Genomic DNA, 17,082 nt, shown 5'->3' on the forward strand with positions numbered 1-17,082 from the left:
ATTCAAATAATTTGAATAAGACAGGCAAATCCTTCCGCTTTTAGTTGTGTGATGAGATGGCTATTATTTATCACATCAAGGCACGGTGCCTTACTCAAACAACTAAGTTAAAGGGTTTATATCATGAAAAGCATCAAAACTTTTGTCGCAGTTATCGCTCTGGCTACTTCTTTCGGTTCATTCGCTGCTCAGACTGTTACCGCAACGGGTTCTACGCTGGAAAGTGCTGAAGCAAGCATTGCCGCTCAGGCTGAACGTGCAGGCGCCAGCGATTATAAAATCACCCAGGCTTACACCGGTAACCGCGTGCACATGACCGCTGAACTGCTGAAATAAGATACCTAAGTACTGTAGAAAGAGCGCCTTTGAGGCGCTTTTTTAGTTTATGCCCGCCATCCTCAACAGCGCGGTCACCACAGCGGCGGCAACGATCACCACGATCAGCGGCATTTTGCGCCAGGCGAGAAAGACCGCGAAGCCAACCCCAAGAACACGCGCCATTCCAGCAAAGTGTTCACCTTCATAAAAGGTGGTTGCCAGCGCGACGGAAAACAGCAATACCGTTGCGGCATCAGAAAGCAGGGCCTGCGAGCGTTCCGAGAACGCTAAACGACTCCCCAGTTTTGCTCCGCCTAAACGCATTAAATACGTTCCCAGAGATAATATGGCGATACCAACGATAAACAGCGTCATGTTGCCCATTATTTTTTCCTCGTCAGTAAACCAAACAGTGAGAGCAGTACCGGCAGGCCCACCGGCGCGAAAGGTATAGATGCGAGCGACAGCGCGGCACCGCTACAGGCGCGGATCAGCGTGGTCCGATTTTTAAAGGCCGGAACCACTAACGCCAGCAAAATGGCCGGGAAAACGGCATCCAGACCGATGGTTTCCGGGGCCGGGAGCAGTTTGCCGACACCTGCGCCAATCAGCGTGCCAATCGGCCAGAAAATGGCGACGCCCAGGCCGCATAGCCAGTAGGCGGCTTTACGCTGTTCCGGTGTTTTTTGCGACAGGCCGAACACTACGCTTTCGTCGTTCATGATATGGCAACCGAGGAAACTGGCGGCCCGGGAGCCCACCAGGTCACGCACCGTGACGCCAAACGGCACGTGCCGGGCGTTCACCAGTAAACCGGCAGCCGCAGCCGCCAGGGGGTTACCGCCGCTGGCGACGATGCCGATAAACATAAACTCGGACGCGCCGGCCAGTACCGTAATAGAAAGCACAAACGGTACCCACAGCGGGAAACCGTAAGCCATCGCCAGCGAGCCATATGACATGCCGACAACGCCGACGGCCAGACAGACGAGAAATATTGCTTTCAGCGTGTCGCCTTTGAGACAGGAAAAATAATGTTTCATACCATTTTAGCCATATCGAACGAATTTCCATTATAATGAACGCAACCATTTAGCTTTACAAGTCGAACGATTTGTTCGATATAAAAAACATGGAGTCGTGAATGACCCAGCCCATCAGTATGATCGCGAAAAGCTTGGTGCGTGAACGTCAGCGCACCGGTTTGTCACTGGCAGAGATTGCCCGCCGCGCGGGGATTGCAAAATCGACGCTCTCACAGTTGGAAGCAGGAAATGGCAACCCTAGCCTGGAAACGCTGTGGTCGCTGTGTGTGGCGTTGGATATCCCTTTTGCGCGCCTGCTGGAGCCGCAGGAGCAAAAAACGCAGGTGATTCGCCGCGGCGAAGGGACAAAAGTGGTGGCGGAACAGGCCCACTACCAGGCTATTTTACTGGCCGCCTGCCCACCGGGCGCGCGGCGGGATATCTATTTGCTGCTGACGCAGCCGGGCGCGGATCGTATTTCACAGCCGCATCCACCGGGATCGGTTGAACATATTATCGTGACGCAAGGTAAGGCGATGGTGGGATTGACGGAAGCGCCGGAAGAGTTAGGTGAGGGCGACTACATTTGTTACCCCGCCGATCGGGCGCATATCTTTAAAGCGCTGGAGCCGGATACTCAGGCGATTCTGGTTTCTGAGCAGAACTAACTGCTATGTTGCGTTGTGCCGGATGCGGCGCATCCGGCCTACAAGATTATTGCAGATAAAACACTTCTTTTAGCTCTGTGCTGACCGGGCTGTTGTCTGGGTTGGCTGGCATAACGTCGCGCATATGTTTCCACCAACGCTGGCAAACGTCGGTGTTGGCAACGGCATTCCAGCGCTCCTCGGACTCTATCTCAACGGTGGCGAACAGCAGATTACGCTCCTGATCAAGATAAATCGCGTAGTGATGCGCGCCGTGTTCTTTCAGTACTGATTCCAGTTCTGGCCAGATGGGATTGTGCCGACGTTGGTACTCAACGTGCGCGTCGGCGTTTACCTGCATCACAAACGCTTTGCGGATCATAACGCCTCCAGATACAACTCGCGGACTTCATCGCGGCTGGCGATGCGCGGGTTACACGGCGCGCATGGATCGGCCAACGCTTTATCTAACCAGCCTTCAATATCCTCTTTGGTCACGCCAAGCTGGCTGAAACCGGCTGGAATACCTACCCGCTTGCTCAGGGCGCGAATGGCGTTGATGGCTTCCATGCTTGCCGCTTTATCGCTCATGCCGCGGGTATCGACGCCCATCGCCTGCGCCACGCGGGCAAAGCGAGCCTCGGCGTTCGGTCGGTTAAAATTTTCGATTATCGGCAGCAGGATGGCGTTGCAGACGCCGTGCGGCAGGTTGTGGGTTGCGCCCGGCTGGTGCGCCAGCGCATGCACCAGACCAAGACCGGCGCTGTTAAATGCCATACCCGCCAGATACTGACCAAATGCCATTTGCTCACGGGCTTCGAGGTTGTGGCCATCATCGACCGCTTTCGGTAGCCACAGATTAATCAGGCGAATGGCCTCCAGCGCATTGGCGTCAGTGAGTGGGTGCGCGCCGACGGAAACATAGGCTTCCACCGCGTGAGTCAGGGCGTCCATGCCGGTTGCGGCGGTAACGGAAGCCGGGATTTCCAGCATCACGCTGGCATCATCCACGGCGATATCCGGGATGATGTTCGGGTCGATGATCACCTCTTTAACCTTGCGAGCAGAGTCGATAATCACCGCATTGCTGGTCATTTCTGCAGCAGTGCCGGCGGTGGTATTGATGGCGACCAGCGGAACGCCGGCATTTTTCACTTTGCCCACGCCGGAGTATGCGGTAGAAGGGCCTGGGTTGGCGGTCAGGATTTTCACCGCTTTAGCGGTATCGATCGGACTGCCGCCGCCGAAGGCGATAATGTAGTCACATTCTGCGCTCTGATACGTCGCAAAACCTTTCTGCACCAGCTCTTCTGTCGGGTTTGGGAACACCTCATCAAACAGGTGGTAAGACATTTGATGTTCATCCAGCGCGCTAAACAGGCTATCCAGCAGGCCCAGCTTTACCAGTTGACCATCGGTAACGATCAGCGCTTTGCCCCATTGCTTATTCGCCACGAGGTTCACCATATCGGCAATCGCTCCAGCGCCATGCAGGCTAATTTTGGGTAGTGCCAACATAAAGCTCATTACTATTCTCCTTATAATGCTAGTGCGCTTGCCAGCGGAGTCACGCCAAAACGTTTGCCGAGTGCGACCAGTTCTTCACGCGTGATGGTCTGCTTCATACCGCCCATCGAATAGATTTTGACTAAAACCTCAGCGGATTTCTCAGCGGTATCGATCAAACCGAATGCTTCATCGAGGGAGGGGCCGCTGCCGAACACACCATGGAACGGCCACAGAACAAGCGAATGCTTCTGCATTTCCTGCGCGGTCGCCTGGCCGATTTCATCCGTACCCGGCACCATCCACGGCAAAATGCCGACGCCATCCGGGAACACCACCAGGCACTCGGTGCTGCCTTCCCACAGTTTGCGGGTGATCAGCGCGGTGTTGTTTTCCAGCACATAGGTCAGGGCGATCAGGTTGGTGGCGTGGCAGTGCATGATCACGCGATCTTTGCCGTTCGTCGCTTTAATGCGTTCGCAGTGAGAGAGGAAGTGGGCTGGCAATTCGGAGGTTGGCACCGCTTCGTGGGTCAGGCCCCAAAGGATGTGATAGCCCGCACCGTCGCTGTCCACTTTCACTACGCCTAAATTTGCCGCCGGATCGAGCTGAACGTTACGGAAAAATTTACCCGAGCCGGTGACGATAAATGGCGTATTCGCCAGCAATGGCATGGGTTGACTCAGCGCAATATAGCGCGGTTTGTCGTGGAAATCGCCGCTAAATGGCGCGATGTCTGCTTCATCCAGGCGCAGCGTCAGGTTGCCGCCGTTACGTTCATCCCAGCCTTTCAGCCACGCATCGGATGTGGCTTTGATCATTCCCTGGACAAACCAGGAATGAGTAATGTTCTGCATGTTCGGTGCTCCCATTTATTGCCCGAAGATTATCGGGTCTTACGTAGGCCGGATAAGCGCAGCGCCATCCGGCAATCGTGTTTTATTTATTGCCGGATGGCGACGCGGGGCGTCTTATCCGGCCTACAGATCAGGTGTCGCTATCAGCTACGTTTGCTCAGGATCTCTTTTTCATAGGCGCGAACGCTATCCAGCCACTGGCTGCCCGCTGGCGTGTCGTGGCGCTGACAATACATTTCCCAGACGGCCTGCCACGGCAGTGATTTTTGTTCTTCCAGCAGGGCCAGACGTGCGGTGTAGTCGCCGCTGGTTTCGAGCTGACGCAGTTGCTCGGTTGGTTCTAACAGCGCGCGCAGCAGGGCTTTTTTCATATTGCGGGTGCCGATAACCCATGCCGCGATGCGGTTAATGGAAGCGTCGAAGAAGTCGAGACCGATGTGTACGCGATCAAACAGGTTGTGGCGGACGATTTCGCTGGCAATAGCCTGAGTTTCATCATCCAGCAGCACCACGTGATCGCTGTCCCAGCGCACCGGACGACTGACGTGCAGCAGCAGGCGCGGTACATACAGCATGGCGGCGGAGATTTTGTCGGAAATCACTTCAGTCGGATGGAAGTGTCCCGCATCCAGGCACAGCGCGGTCTGGCGGCTGGTGGCGTAGCCCATATAGAACTCGTTGGAGCCGACGGTGTAGCTTTCGGCGCCGATGCCAAACAGCTTGCTCTCAACGGCGTCAATATGGTGCGCCGGGTCGAGTTGCTCGCTGATCACTTCGTCCAGTGCTTCCAGCAGTCGCTGGCGCGGCGCTAAACGGTCAACGGTGATATCTTTCATACCGTCCGGGATCCAGATATTCATTACCGACGGCGTACCCAACTGTTCGCCAAAATACGCCGAGACGCGACGGCTGGCTTTGCAGTGGTCAATCCAGAACTGGCGAATGTGGTCATCGGCATGGGCCAGCGTGAAGCCGTCGGCGCTCAGCGGATGAGAAAAGCAGGACGGGTTGAAATCCAGCCCTAACTGGTTTGCTTTCGCCCACTCAACCCAGTTTTTGAAGTGTTCCGGTTTGATTTGGTCGCGGGCAACCGGCGTATCGGATTCCAGATAGATCGCATGCAGATTCAGGCGTTTTGGACCCGGTATCAGGCTCAGCGCCTGCTCCAGATCGGCACGCAGTTCGGTCGCGTTGCGCGCTTTGCCCGGATAGTTGCCGGTAGCCTGAATTCCGCCTGTGAGCGAGCCTTCCGGGTTTTCGAAACCGGCGACGTCATCGCCCTGCCAGCAGTGCATGGAGACCGGCAGACGATCGAGCTGGCGTAAGGCCGCCTCGACATCAATGCCTACTGCGGCGAAACGCAATTTTGCCAGTTCCCAGGCTTGTTCAAGTTGAGTAGTCATGCGCAAAGCTCCTTTGTCTGTCGTAGTGATTGAAACTGCGCCTGGTAGCGGGCAATTTCACTTTCCGGATTAGGAATGAAGGTGGTCAGGTCGTAGTTGGCGCGCACTACCTGACGGAAATCATCGACGTTGTTAAGCTCGTCCAGCGTCATCAACTGGATGCCGATGTTGCCGAGCGTGGAGGCCTCAATCGGCCCGGACATAACGCGAATACCGCAGGCATCCGCGCACAGCTGATTCAGTAACGCGTTCTGGCAACCGCCACCAACAATGTGCAATTGGCTAAACGCTGCACCACGCAGGTCCGCCAGCTCTTGCAGAATGTCGGCATACAGCAGCGCTAGGCTGTCGAAGATACAGCGCGCCAGTTCGGCGTTTTGCAGAGGAACAGGTTGGCCCGATTCACGACAGGCCGCCTGAATTTCCGCACTCATATCGTCGGGGTTGATAAAGCGATCGTCGTTCGGGTTTATCAGGAACTGGCAAGCCGGCAGCGCTTGCGTTTCGGTGATAAGCGTTGGCAGGTCGTCGATCTGACGCTCTTTTAATACGCGCTGGAGCAGCCATAGTCCCATGATATTTTTCAGTACCCGGTAGCGCCCTTCCGCGCCGCCTTCGTTGGTAATATTCGCCGTCAACGCCGCATCGTTGGTATACGGCGTTCTGCTCTCAAACCCCATCAGCGACCAGGTGCCGGAAGAGAGATACGCGCTGTTTTTATCGGCGAGCGGCGAAGCAATGACCGCGCTGGCCGTGTCGTGACTGGCAACCGCCACGACCGGAATTTGATTTTTCTGCGGGCAAATCCAGTGGCCAATGACGTTCCCCGGATGCGTCGGGCGACCAAACCAGGCTTTGTCTGCCCCGGTCCACGCCAGCAGCGTGTCGTCCCAGTCGTCGGTATTGATATTGACTAACTGGGTGGTGGTGGCATTGGTGTATTCCCAGTTCATTTCACCGGTCAGGCGAAAACTGAAGTAGTCGGGGATCAGCAGGGCATGCGCCACCTGCGGGAGCAATTCTGGTTGCTGTTCAACCAGCGCGCGCAACTGATACAGGGTGTTAAAGGGGAGAAATTGAATACCGCTACGCCGGTAAATCTCGTTTTTACCCGGTTGCACCATCGCCTGCGACATAATGCCTGTCGTGCGATTATCACGGTAAGAGATCGGCAGACCGACGCGCTGACCGGCGTTATCGACCAGCACGTAATCCACACCCCAGGTATCAATGCCGATGCTGTCTATCAGAATGCCTTCATCGCAGACTTTCTTCAGACCCAGACGAATGTCGTTTTCCAGGCTGTCGATGTCCCAGGTGTCAAAACCGTCCGTTTTTTGTAGGCAGTTAACGAAGCGGTGGATTTCACGCAGCGTCAGGGTGCGGTGTTTACTGTCGTAACGCGCCAGCATTACGCGCCCGCTGGATGCGCCGAGATCGACAGCGACACAATGGCGAAAAGTCATAGCGAGGTCCTTCTGAGTTTTATTGCACTCAGTCTAAGAACCCCCGATAAGACGTACCTTCTTAACAGTGACAGGCACAATTAGCGGCTGGCAACATGGCAAAGGTGAACGTGATGATGTTCACAGTTTCTACTCATGGGGCGGATTCGGGCAGATGTGACGCCTTCCGCAATTCCCGATCTTTCCCACCGTATCTTGAAGAATTGACCATGTTTACGCACTTTGGCGTCAAAAATTTAAGGTGAGGGTAGTAACCCTTAATTACTATTCAGCCATATTCGCTAAACAGGGGGAGCCGTCATGACTGTACTGCATTGCGTAGACTTTTTTCCGACAGGTAAAGCGCCAGTGGCTATTGAACCGCGGCTTCCTCAACCCGCGTTTCCTGAACATCATCATGATTTTCATGAAATTGTGGTGGTCGAGCATGGTACGGGGATCCACGTGTTCAACGGGCAACCGTATGCCATCAGCGGTGGTACGGTGTGTTTCGTCCGCGATCATGACCGGCATTTATATGAACATACTGACAATTTGTGTCTGACCAATGTCCTGTATCGCTCCCCGGATGCGTTTCAATTTTTAGCCGGGCTGAATCAGCTTTTACCTCAGGAACAGAATGGGCAGTATCCATCCCATTGGCGGGTAAACCAGGGGGTATTACAGCAGGTCCGACAGTTGGTGGGGCAAATGGAAGCGCTCGGTGAAGGAATGGATACGCCGACGGCGGCAAATCGTGAAATTCTGTTTATGCAGCTACTGGTCGTGTTGCGTAAAAGCAGCCTGATGGCAGCGGCAACCGATAACGACGCGCGGCTTAACCTTCTGATGGCGTGGCTGGAAGATAACTTTGCTGACGAGGTGTGTTGGGAGGCGCTGGCCGAAAAGTTTTCGCTCTCTTTGCGTACACTGCACCGCCAGCTTAAACAACAAACGGGATTGACGCCCCAGCGCTACCTTAACCGCCTGAGGCTTATTAAAGCGAGACATCTGCTTCGTCATAGTGAGGACAGCGTGACGGATATCGCGTATCTCTGCGGTTTCGGCGACAGTAATCACTTTTCGACGCTTTTTCGCCGGGAGTTTAATTGGTCGCCACGCGATATTCGTCAGGGGAGCGATCTCATTGCGGGAAGCAGCCTGCAGTAACGCGAAAGCTATCAACGTTTTTTACCGCCGAATCTCAGATAATCATGTTCCTTAACGCCGGATGGCAGGGAATATTGTGATGGCGAATCAGCTAATCCTTCTGACATCAGACTTTTTCGCGCATGAACAGCAGGCTGTCGCCGTGGCTGACCGTTATCCGCAGGATGTCTTTGCGGAACATACCCATGAATTTTGCGAGCTGGTCCTGGTCTGGCGCGGCAATGGTCTGCATGTTCTTAACGATCGTCCGTACCGGATAACCCGTGGCGATCTGTTTTACATTCGCGCTGAAGACAAACATTCCTACACTTCCGTAAATGACCTAGTTTTGCAAAATATCATCTACTGCCCGGAGCGGTTAACGCTGAATGTTGACTGGGAAGGGGCGATCCCCGGATTTAACGGTACGCCACGGCAGCCGCACTGGCGACTCGGCAGCGTTGGCATGACTCAGGCCAGGCAGGTGATAAGCCAGCTTGAGCATGAAAGCAATCAACGCGATGCGCAGGCTTTTAACATGGCGGAACTGCTGTTCGGGCAACTGGTGACCCTCCTTAAACGCCATCGTTATGCGACAGATACGCTCCCGGCAACGTCGAGTGAAACACTGTTGGATAAACTCATTACCGCATTAGCCGGGAGTCATGAGCATGCTTTCGAACTGGATAAATTTTGCGAGCGCGAACAGTGCAGCGAACGCGTTTTGCGCCAGCAGTTTCGCAGCCAGACCGGGATGACCATCAACCAGTATCTCCGCCAGGTGCGGGTTTGCCATGCTCAGTATCTGCTCAAGCACAGCCGGTTAATGATTAGTGAGATTTCCATGCGCTGTGGCTTTGAGGACAGTAACTACTTTTCGGTGGTGTTTACGCGGGAAACCGGGATGACGCCGAGCCAGTGGCGTCATCTGGCTGAGTGAGTAACCATGATTACGTCGGATATCAAGATGATAAAATCTGACAGCGATCCCTCCAAAAATTGAAAATTTCGCGATGGCTCACTTCTGTAAATAAAGCCTAAAATAGGAATAACGACCATTATCAGGAGAGAATGATGAGCGTATGTTGAAATAATTTACCAGAAATTATTGGGCGTTAAACAATGCGGGCTTCTGACTATTTAAGAATGAAATTTCAAAATGACAGGCGGCTGGCGCTAACCACTCAGAATGCGGTTGGTGGAGTTTTGCAGTCAGCCCGGGGAGTTGCTTCAGATATATATTCGGGTATGGAGCGAGCTAGTTGGTATTCATTATGCTTTATACCGCAATACAATGATGTTTGTCAGGAGTTAAAGACTGAAGAAATAAGAACACTCTATTCCATAGAGTCTATATATAGATATCGTGATGTAATTGCATATATGCTCTATTTGTACTTCAAAATGATAAGTGATGATGTTGATGAAGGTAATCCAGAAGGTTCGGCGCGTCAGTTAATCAGAAAAATGTCAGCAATAGCTTCTCATATGAATATTGCAGGAGGGACCAGGTACGCTTTTGCTTCCGCGGCTTCTCTTGCGTTGTCTCAGTCTGGTTTCATGTCTAAAATCATTGTTGAACGTCTATCTGCAAAGCTACCACAAGCAGTATTCGTGCTTCAGTTTTTCGGCGTTCAACAAAAGTGTGCGCTTGCTGCCCGTCATCTAAAAGCAGTGGATTCAGATTATTATTGGATTTTATATCAGGCAAAACTTGAAATGCTTTATTATTTTGTCGAACCAGCAATTTCCAAAATGATTAGCAGAGCAAAGTCTCAACTCTTCTCAAATCTTGATGACTTAGCTGATTTTTTACAGGGGGATTTTAGTGTTTAAGAGTTTGATAACACTTTTATTAGAAGGTGTAGTGTTTCCAGTTCTGGTAATAGGCTTTGGTTTATTATGGCTTCATCTGTTCCCTAAATATGAATCGCCACGGGTTTAACAGACACCTCGGAGTCATTTAAGATGACTTAAAGAGAGGTGCCCATGAGCGGTAAACGTTATCCCGAAGAGTTTAAAATTGAAGCAGTCAAACAGGTTATTGATCGCGGTCATTCTGTTTCCAGCGTTGCAACACGTCTCGATATCACCACCCACAGCCTTTACGCCTGGATAAAGAAGTACGGTCCAGATTCTTCCACTAATAAAGAAGAGTCAGATGCTCAGGCCGAGATCCGCCGTCTCCAGAAAGAGCTGAAGCGGGTTACCGACGAACGGGACATATTAAAAAAAGCCGCGGCGTACTTCGCAAAGCTGTCCGACTGAGGTACGCCTTTATCCGTGACAACACCTGTTGCTGGCCTGTTCGCCTGCTCTGTCGGGTGCTGGATGTTCATCCCAGTGGTTTTTACGCCTGGCTTCAGCAGCCGCATTCACAACGCCATCAGGCAGACCTGAGGCTGACAGGGCAGATTAAACAGTTCTGGCTGGAATCGGGATGCGTTTATGGTTATCGCAAGATCCATCTGGACTTGCGGGATAGCGGTCAACAGTGCGGAGTGAACAGAGTCTGGCGACTGATGAATCGTGCCGGGATAAAGGCTCAGGTCGGGTACCGGAGCCCGCGGGCACGCAAAGGCGAGGCCAGTATCGTATCGCCCAACAGGCTCCAGCGACAGTTCAATCCGGATGCTCCGGATAAGCGTTGGGTAACGGACATAACCTACATCAGGACCCACGAAGGCTGGCTGTATCTTGCCGTGGTTGTTGATCTGTTCTCACGCAAAATTATCGGCTGGTCCATACAATCCCGGATGACAAAGGACATTGTCCTGAACGCACTGCTGATGGCTGTATGGCGGCGTAATCCCCAAAAACAGGTGCTGGTTCATTCGGATCAGGGCAGTCAGTACACAAGCCATGAGTGGCAGTCGTTCCTGAAATCACACGGCCTGGAGGGCAGCATGAGCCGTCGCGGTAACTGCCATGATAATGCGGTTGCAGAAAGCTTTTTCCAGTTGTTGAAACGTGAACGGATAAAGAAAAAAATCTACGGAACGCGGGAAGAAGCCCGCAGCGATATTTTTGATTACATCGAAATGTTTTATAACAGTAAGCGTCGGCATGGTTCGAGCAATCAGATGTCACCGACAGAATATGAAAACCAGTATTATCAACGGCTCGGAAGTGTCTAGATTATCCGTGGCGATTCAATATTGTTTATTGCTAACATTAATTACACTTATTATTCTGATGTGGTTGTTTCCCCGATTGACTTCACGGTTCACCAAGTTTAAATAAAAGGAGTTTAAATGTCTAACCCAGCTTATTTGTGGCTAACAGATGAAAATGGTTCTCCTATGTCAGGCTCATCTCTGGTTGTCGGACGTGTCGGAGCTATTGAAATAAAGTCACTGACTCACAATATCAATATCCCGGTTGATAGTAATACAGGGCACCTAACGGGTACGCGAATTCATGCACCCATCATGTTTCAAAAAGAATTCGACCGGGTTACACCTTTTTTGTACAGAGCATTAAGTACCGGAGCTACGCTCAAATCAGCGACGATACAAAATGTACTCAATTAATGAAGCAGGGATTGAAAAGGAATATTTCAACATCATTCTTCACAACGTAAAGCTTACGTCCATCACGCCTGATTTGTATCCCGGCTCATCAACAGGTACACATCTTGAAACGGTACTGCTTCGCTACGAGAAAATCACCTGGAAGCATTGCGATGGTAATATCATCTATACCGATGAATGGAATCACCGTACTACCTATTAAAAAATTAATCTGGCAAATAAAAATTTGTGTGTATCAAACTAACGATAGATGACGCCGAGCCAGTGGCGTCATCTCAGTACCCAGCATGCTTAGCTGGCCATTCCCAGACCAACAATGTTTGCCGCGACAATAATTACCACGCAGCCAAGACTCAGTACGCTGACCGGACGTCGACCCGCATTTTTCCACTCTTTCAATACCAGACCAACAATCCCGCCGCACAGGACATAGAAACTCATGTGCAGCATCCAGCTTACATAGTCATACTGTGCCGGAATACGCGCGTGACCCCAGGCGTAGAAGAAAAATTGCAGATACCACATCAAGCCACCGAGCGCGGAGAGTAGCACGTTGCTGATGATCAGCGGTTTTGCCAGCGAGAAGTCGGCTTTTATCGACAAGTTCTTCACTTTTGCCAGACGAATAAAGCAAAAACCCAGGTTAACCAGTGCACCACCGCCCATGATAACCACATAGCTAGGCAGAGCGACATACAGCGGGTCCACACCCAATGCGGCGGCGGCATCGTGCATCGGTTTCGCGGCGTTCATCGCAAATGACATCCCCGCGGAGAAAATGCCGCACATGACCGCCAGAACCAACCCTTTTTTCAGGTTGAACTCTTCGGCTTTGATGCCCATTTTGCGTTCTTTTAATTGACCCGCACGGGTAACAATGCCCACGCCAATCAGTGCGACCAACACGCCAAGCAGCGTCATGCGTCCGCCGGAGGTGTTGATCAGCACATCAAAGTTGCCGTTGATAATCGGGGTCATCAGCGTGCCGACAATCAGCGTAATACCTATCGCAATGCCGATACCCATCGACATACCGAGATAGCGCATGGTCAGGCCATAGTTAATGTTGCCAATCCCCCACATCGCCCCGAAAAGAAATACCGGGGCCAGTGTGGAAAGGCTGAAGGAACTGAAGTAGGCCCAGAAATTGGGAAGTAACATAGCGCTGATAGTCCACGGAAGGATAAGCCAGGAGACGATCCCGCCTACCGACCACATCGTTTCCCATGACCAATGTTTGACCTGCTTGAACGGGGCATAGAAACAAGCTGCACTGGCTGCGCCTATCAAATGCCAAAAGATACCCATCGTAATCGCGTTACTCATGACTTAATCCTCGTTATTTTTTATCGTCGGTAATGACCCCTCCGACCTGACGAGTTTAAAAATTACGCAGGGTATTAACCTTTTAACGCTTGCCGCCATTTTGCGCATGTTGGCAATCATCACGTTAAGTGGGTGATTCGGTTCACATCTTTTACAATAAACTGATCGATTAAAACCTTGTAAAAAGTACGGCATTGATAATCATTTTCAATATCATTTAATTAACTATAATGACCCAACTGCTTACGCGGCGTTAACACTGGCCGCCCGACAACACTGGAGATGATTATGAGTTATACACTGCCATCCCTGCCGTACGCTTATGATGCCCTTGAACCGCACTTCGATAAGCAGACGATGGAAATTCACCATACCAAACACCACCAGACTTACGTAAACAACGCAAACGCTGCGCTGGAAAGTCTGCCTGAATTCGCCAGCCTGTCGGCTGAAGAGCTGATCACCAAACTGGATCAACTGCCAGCGGACAAGAAAACCGTACTGCGTAACAACGCCGGCGGCCACGCTAACCACAGCCTGTTCTGGAAAGGCCTGAAAACCGGCACTACGCTGCAGGGCGACCTGAAAGCGGCTATCGAACGTGACTTCGGCTCTGTTGACAACTTCAAAGCTGAATTTGAAAAAGCAGCGGCCACCCGTTTCGGCTCCGGCTGGGCGTGGCTGGTTCTGCAAGGTGACAAACTGGCTGTTGTTTCCACCGCTAACCAGGATTCCCCGCTGATGGGTGAAGCAATTTCTGGCGCTTCTGGCTTCCCTATCGTCGGTCTGGACGTTTGGGAACACGCTTACTACCTGAAATTCCAGAACCGTCGTCCGGACTACATTAAAGAGTTCTGGAACGTGGTGAACTGGGACGAAGCAGCAGCGCGTTTCGCCGCTAAAAAATAAGTTCTAGGCTTAAATAATGCCCCTGCAAGCGCTGCTTGTGGGGGCTTTTTTGTGATCAAAATCAACATGGGAACGATGATCCATTTAAATTGAAACAATGTTTTATTGTGCGGGTGGGATCACTTTTATAATTCCTCTGAATGTCTATCTTCTGTTCATCAAGACGGGCGCATCTCAAAAGCAAGATGCAATCGCCCATAAAAATTGCCCCATTTTTATGTCTACAGGTGATGGAAATGCAGATCAAACGAACGATAGAGAGAATCCCTGGCGGGATGATGCTGGTGCCGCTTTTCCTCGGCGCGTTATGTCACACCTTTTCACCCGGCGCCGGGAAATATTTCGGCTCATTTACCAACGGTATGATCACCGGTACGGTGCCTATTCTGGCGGTCTGGTTTTTTTGTATGGGCGCGTCGATTAAGCTAAGTGCAACCGGCACCGTGCTGCGTAAATCCGGCACGCTGGTCATCACCAAAATTTTGGTGGCGTGGGTGGTGGCGGCAATTGCCTCACGCATCCTGCCGGAACACGGTGTGGAAGTCGGGTTCTTCGCCGGGTTGTCCACGTTGGCGCTGGTGGCCGCCATGGATATGACCAACGGTGGGCTGTACGCCTCGATTATGCAGCAGTATGGCACCAAAGAAGAGGCCGGGGCATTTGTCCTGATGTCTCTGGAATCAGGCCCGCTGATGACCATGGTTATTCTGGGAACCGCCGGGATTGCTTCGTTTGAACCGCACGTGTTTGTGGGGGCTGTATTACCATTCCTGATTGGCTTTGCGCTGGGTAATCTGGACCCTGAACTGCGGGAGTTCTTCAGCAAAGCGGTGCAGACGCTGATCCCGTTCTTCGCCTTCGCGCTGGGTAACACCATCGATTTGAGCGTGATTGCGCAGACCGGCGTGCTGGGGATTCTGCTGGGCGTGGCGGTGATTATCATCACCGGGATCCCATTGATTATCGCCGATAAACTGATTGGCGGCGGCGATGGAACGGCGGGGATTGCCGCTTCCAGCTCAGCGGGTGCGGCGGTTGCCACGCCGGTACTGATTGCTGAAATGGTTCCGGCATTTAAACCGATGGCGCCAGCGGCAACCTCTCTGGTGGCGACCTCGGTGATTGTGACCTCCATTCTGGTACCGATTATCACGTCCATCTGGTCGAAAAAGGTCAAAGCCAGGGCGGCGGAAATTGATCTTCGTGGTACGGTGAAGTAAGCCTCTTTTGCCGGATGGTCTGCGCCATCCGGCTTAGTCAGTTAACCTTTGACGACGAACACCTCATCAATAGTCCGACATTCCCCCTCATTCAACTCTCCGCCAGCATTACGTGACACGCCGGTGCAGTAGCCAAACTTACGCGATACCACGGTTTTGATGGTGGTGACAAAATCTTCGCCAATGGCGTAGATGGACATATAGGTGCCAATCTGGTCCTGAATATCGCGAAGCATCGACAGGTCGCCCTGCTTAAACGCCTCCCGCGCGCTGACAAACAGTTCCGGCATAACGTTGTTCAACCCTGAAATAATCCCCGCCCCGCCTGCCAGCAGGTTAGGAATGTAGTATTCGTCATAACCGGACAGTACGGCAAAATCTTCCCGCACGGCGCGCGTTGTCTGAATCATACTGCGGGTATGTGACTGACAGTCGACGGTATCTTTGATGCCTGCGAAATCTGGGAACTCGGCAGCGAGAGTGGCAACCAGCTCCGGCGTTAAATCACAGCCGGTACGCGCCGGGAAATTATAGGCAAACCATTTACCGCTGAGTTTCTGTCCCAACTGGCGGAAGTAGCTCAGCAGCTGTTTCGCCGTTTGTCCGTAGTAGTAAGGCGGCAGGATCATCACGGCATCATAACCTGCGCGATACGCTTCCTGCGCCATCAACAGAACATCATTCTGGCAGGTGGATGAGACGTTGGCGACCATCTTCAGCGAGCTCATAGCCCGGGCTTCACGGATCAGCAGCAGTCGTTCTTCGAGCGTAAAAGAAGCAAACTCCCCGATGCTGCCCATCAGCAAAATCACGTCGATTTTGGCCTCGGTTAAACGTTTGAGATGCTGGCTCAGACCGTTGAGATCGATCTTGCCGTCATTATCCATTGGCGTAATGGAAGGGCACCAGACGCCAGCAAATTGCGATTGACCAGTCACGTAGTCGACTCCTTATTTGAAATGATGTTTCAAAACCAGCTTACATTGATAGCATGTGTCCCTAAGCTTCATGTGAACCGTGCTCTCATTTTGAGCGACTGGGATAAAATAAATATGGTGTAATGGGGGAAATTTATCGGGAGAGGGAACAGATGCGATATCCGGTCGATGTTTTTACAGGCAAGATTCGGGACTACACGGGAAGCCGTCCCAGCGCGATTGCTAAAGTTCAGGTCGATGGTGAGCTGATGCTGACCGAACTGGGCCTGACGGGGGATGAACAGGCGGAAACGAAAATTCACGGTGGGCCGGATCGTGCGCTGTGCCACTATCCGCGTGAACACTATCAGCACTGGAGACAAGAGTTTCCGGAGCAGGCGGAGTTATTTGTCGCGCCCGCTTTTGGCGAAAACCTCTCCACTGAGGGGCTGATGGAAGAGAATGTGTATATTGGCGACATTTTCCAGTGGGGAGACGCGCTGATTCAGGTCACCCAGCCGCGCTCGCCGTGCTTTAAGCTGAATTTCCATTTTGGCATTAGTGATATGGCCAGCCAGATGCAGAATGCGGGCAAGACGGGCTGGCTATGCAGCGTCATCGCTCCCGGTCAGGTTTCGACGGACGCGCCGTTGATCCTGGCGTCACGCGTCAGCGACGTCAGCGTGCGCGAGGCGATTGCCATTGCCTGGCATATGCCGTTTGATGACTCGCAGTATCGCCGTTTACTGTCGGCTGCCGGGTTATCGAAGAGCTGGACCAGAACGATGCAAAAGCGCCGTTTAAGCGGCAAGATCGAAGATAATTCC

General features: G+C 52.3%; 18 protein-coding genes and 1 pseudogene. 10 read left to right on the plus strand and 9 right to left on the minus strand.

Features of this window, described 5'->3' with window-relative positions:
• Positions 1-123: 123 nt before the first annotated feature.
• Entirely contained in the window at positions 124-336 is a 213-nt protein-coding gene (locus JSN25_RS06155) for a YdgH/BhsA/McbA family protein (RefSeq protein WP_038635907.1), read from the plus strand.
• Between the two features lie 42 nt (positions 337-378).
• Here JSN25_RS06155 and JSN25_RS06160 read toward each other — a convergent pair whose 3' ends face one another.
• On the minus strand, positions 379-702 hold the full coding sequence (locus JSN25_RS06160) for an AzlD domain-containing protein (protein ID WP_038635909.1): 324 nt from the start codon (positions 700-702) through the stop codon (positions 379-381).
• Complete coding sequence (locus JSN25_RS06165) at positions 702-1,361, minus strand: AzlC family ABC transporter permease (protein ID WP_038635911.1); 660 nt, start codon at positions 1,359-1,361, stop codon at positions 702-704. Before JSN25_RS06165 ends, JSN25_RS06160 begins: the two co-directional genes overlap by 1 nt.
• Positions 1,362-1,462: 101 nt before the next feature.
• Between JSN25_RS06165 and JSN25_RS06170 the strand changes: the two genes are divergently transcribed.
• A complete protein-coding gene (locus JSN25_RS06170) occupies positions 1,463-2,011 on the plus strand; it encodes a helix-turn-helix domain-containing protein (RefSeq protein ID WP_003825255.1) in 549 nt (182 codons plus the stop codon).
• 46 nt (positions 2,012-2,057) lie between these two features.
• On the opposite strand, the gene rhaM is transcribed toward JSN25_RS06170, so the two are convergent.
• The 5 genes from rhaM to rhaB form a co-directional block, all read right to left on the minus strand.
• Positions 2,058-2,372 carry an L-rhamnose mutarotase gene (gene rhaM / locus JSN25_RS06175; protein WP_087856650.1) on the minus strand — a complete coding sequence of 105 codons (315 nt, stop codon included), beginning with the start codon at positions 2,370-2,372 and terminating at the stop codon, positions 2,058-2,060.
• Positions 2,369-3,517, minus strand: a complete 1,149-nt coding sequence (gene fucO / locus JSN25_RS06180; RefSeq protein WP_038635920.1) for a lactaldehyde reductase — start codon at positions 3,515-3,517, stop codon at positions 2,369-2,371. Before fucO ends, rhaM begins: the two co-directional genes overlap by 4 nt.
• 11 nt (positions 3,518-3,528) lie before the next feature.
• Positions 3,529-4,353 (minus strand): rhamnulose-1-phosphate aldolase, encoded by an 825-nt coding sequence (rhaD, locus tag JSN25_RS06185; RefSeq protein ID WP_137347092.1) that lies wholly within the window; start codon positions 4,351-4,353, stop codon positions 3,529-3,531.
• Between the two features lie 143 nt (positions 4,354-4,496).
• Positions 4,497-5,756, minus strand: a complete 1,260-nt coding sequence (gene rhaA, locus JSN25_RS06190; RefSeq protein WP_150344469.1) for an L-rhamnose isomerase — start codon at positions 5,754-5,756, stop codon at positions 4,497-4,499.
• Complete coding sequence (gene rhaB, locus JSN25_RS06195; RefSeq protein WP_150344470.1) at positions 5,753-7,222, minus strand: rhamnulokinase; 1,470 nt, start codon at positions 7,220-7,222, stop codon at positions 5,753-5,755. Before rhaB ends, rhaA begins: the two co-directional genes overlap by 4 nt.
• A 300-nt stretch (positions 7,223-7,522) precedes the next feature.
• On the opposite strand from rhaB, the gene rhaS reads away from it, so the two are divergent.
• From rhaS to JSN25_RS06220, 5 genes and pseudogenes are all read left to right on the plus strand, one after another.
• Positions 7,523-8,371 (plus strand): HTH-type transcriptional activator RhaS, encoded by an 849-nt coding sequence (rhaS, locus tag JSN25_RS06200; protein ID WP_204525532.1) that lies wholly within the window; start codon positions 7,523-7,525, stop codon positions 8,369-8,371.
• 79 nt (positions 8,372-8,450) lie between these two features.
• Positions 8,451-9,290, plus strand: coding sequence for an HTH-type transcriptional activator RhaR (gene rhaR / locus JSN25_RS06205; protein ID WP_110496321.1), 840 nt, complete (start codon positions 8,451-8,453; stop codon positions 9,288-9,290).
• Between the two features lie 206 nt (positions 9,291-9,496).
• Positions 9,497-10,186 carry a hypothetical protein gene (locus tag JSN25_RS06210; protein ID WP_233638430.1) on the plus strand — a complete coding sequence of 230 codons (690 nt, stop codon included), beginning with the start codon at positions 9,497-9,499 and terminating at the stop codon, positions 10,184-10,186.
• Between the two features lie 153 nt (positions 10,187-10,339).
• Positions 10,340-11,487, plus strand: a protein-coding gene (locus JSN25_RS06215; protein WP_204525534.1) for an IS3 family transposase whose coding sequence is annotated in 2 segments (ribosomal slippage) — positions 10,340-10,577 and positions 10,577-11,487 — 1,149 coding nt in all. Because the reading frame shifts where the segments join, the coding sequence is not laid out codon by codon here.
• 117 nt (positions 11,488-11,604) lie between these two features.
• Positions 11,605-12,085 (plus strand): annotated as a pseudogene (locus tag JSN25_RS06220) (Hcp family type VI secretion system effector).
• Between the two features lie 89 nt (positions 12,086-12,174).
• On the opposite strand, the gene rhaT reads toward JSN25_RS06220, so the two are convergent.
• Positions 12,175-13,209 carry an L-rhamnose/proton symporter RhaT gene (gene rhaT, locus JSN25_RS06225; RefSeq protein WP_042313441.1) on the minus strand — a complete coding sequence of 345 codons (1,035 nt, stop codon included), beginning with the start codon at positions 13,207-13,209 and terminating at the stop codon, positions 12,175-12,177.
• A gap of 288 nt (positions 13,210-13,497) precedes the next feature.
• Between rhaT and sodA the strand changes: the two genes are divergently transcribed.
• Positions 13,498-14,118 carry a superoxide dismutase [Mn] gene (sodA, locus tag JSN25_RS06230; RefSeq protein ID WP_038635943.1) on the plus strand — a complete coding sequence of 207 codons (621 nt, stop codon included), beginning with the start codon at positions 13,498-13,500 and terminating at the stop codon, positions 14,116-14,118.
• Positions 14,119-14,354: 236 nt separating this feature from the next.
• Entirely contained in the window at positions 14,355-15,338 is a 984-nt protein-coding gene (gene kdgT / locus JSN25_RS06235) for a 2-keto-3-deoxygluconate transporter (protein WP_038635946.1), read from the plus strand.
• A 41-nt stretch (positions 15,339-15,379) separates the two neighbouring features.
• Here kdgT and JSN25_RS06240 read toward each other — a convergent pair whose 3' ends face one another.
• The gene (locus JSN25_RS06240; RefSeq protein ID WP_085049718.1) at positions 15,380-16,276 is read right to left on the minus strand and encodes a dihydrodipicolinate synthase family protein; all 897 of its coding nucleotides are present in this window, start codon (positions 16,274-16,276) and stop codon (positions 15,380-15,382) included.
• A 152-nt stretch (positions 16,277-16,428) separates the two neighbouring features.
• On the opposite strand from JSN25_RS06240, the gene yiiM reads away from it, so the two are divergent.
• The coding region (gene yiiM, locus JSN25_RS06245; RefSeq protein WP_204525535.1) for a 6-hydroxyaminopurine reductase at positions 16,429-17,082 on the plus strand (654 nt) is incomplete at its 3' end.

It is taken from the genome of Citrobacter cronae, assembly GCF_016893685.1.
Lineage (GTDB): Bacteria > Pseudomonadota > Gammaproteobacteria > Enterobacterales > Enterobacteriaceae > Citrobacter > Citrobacter werkmanii.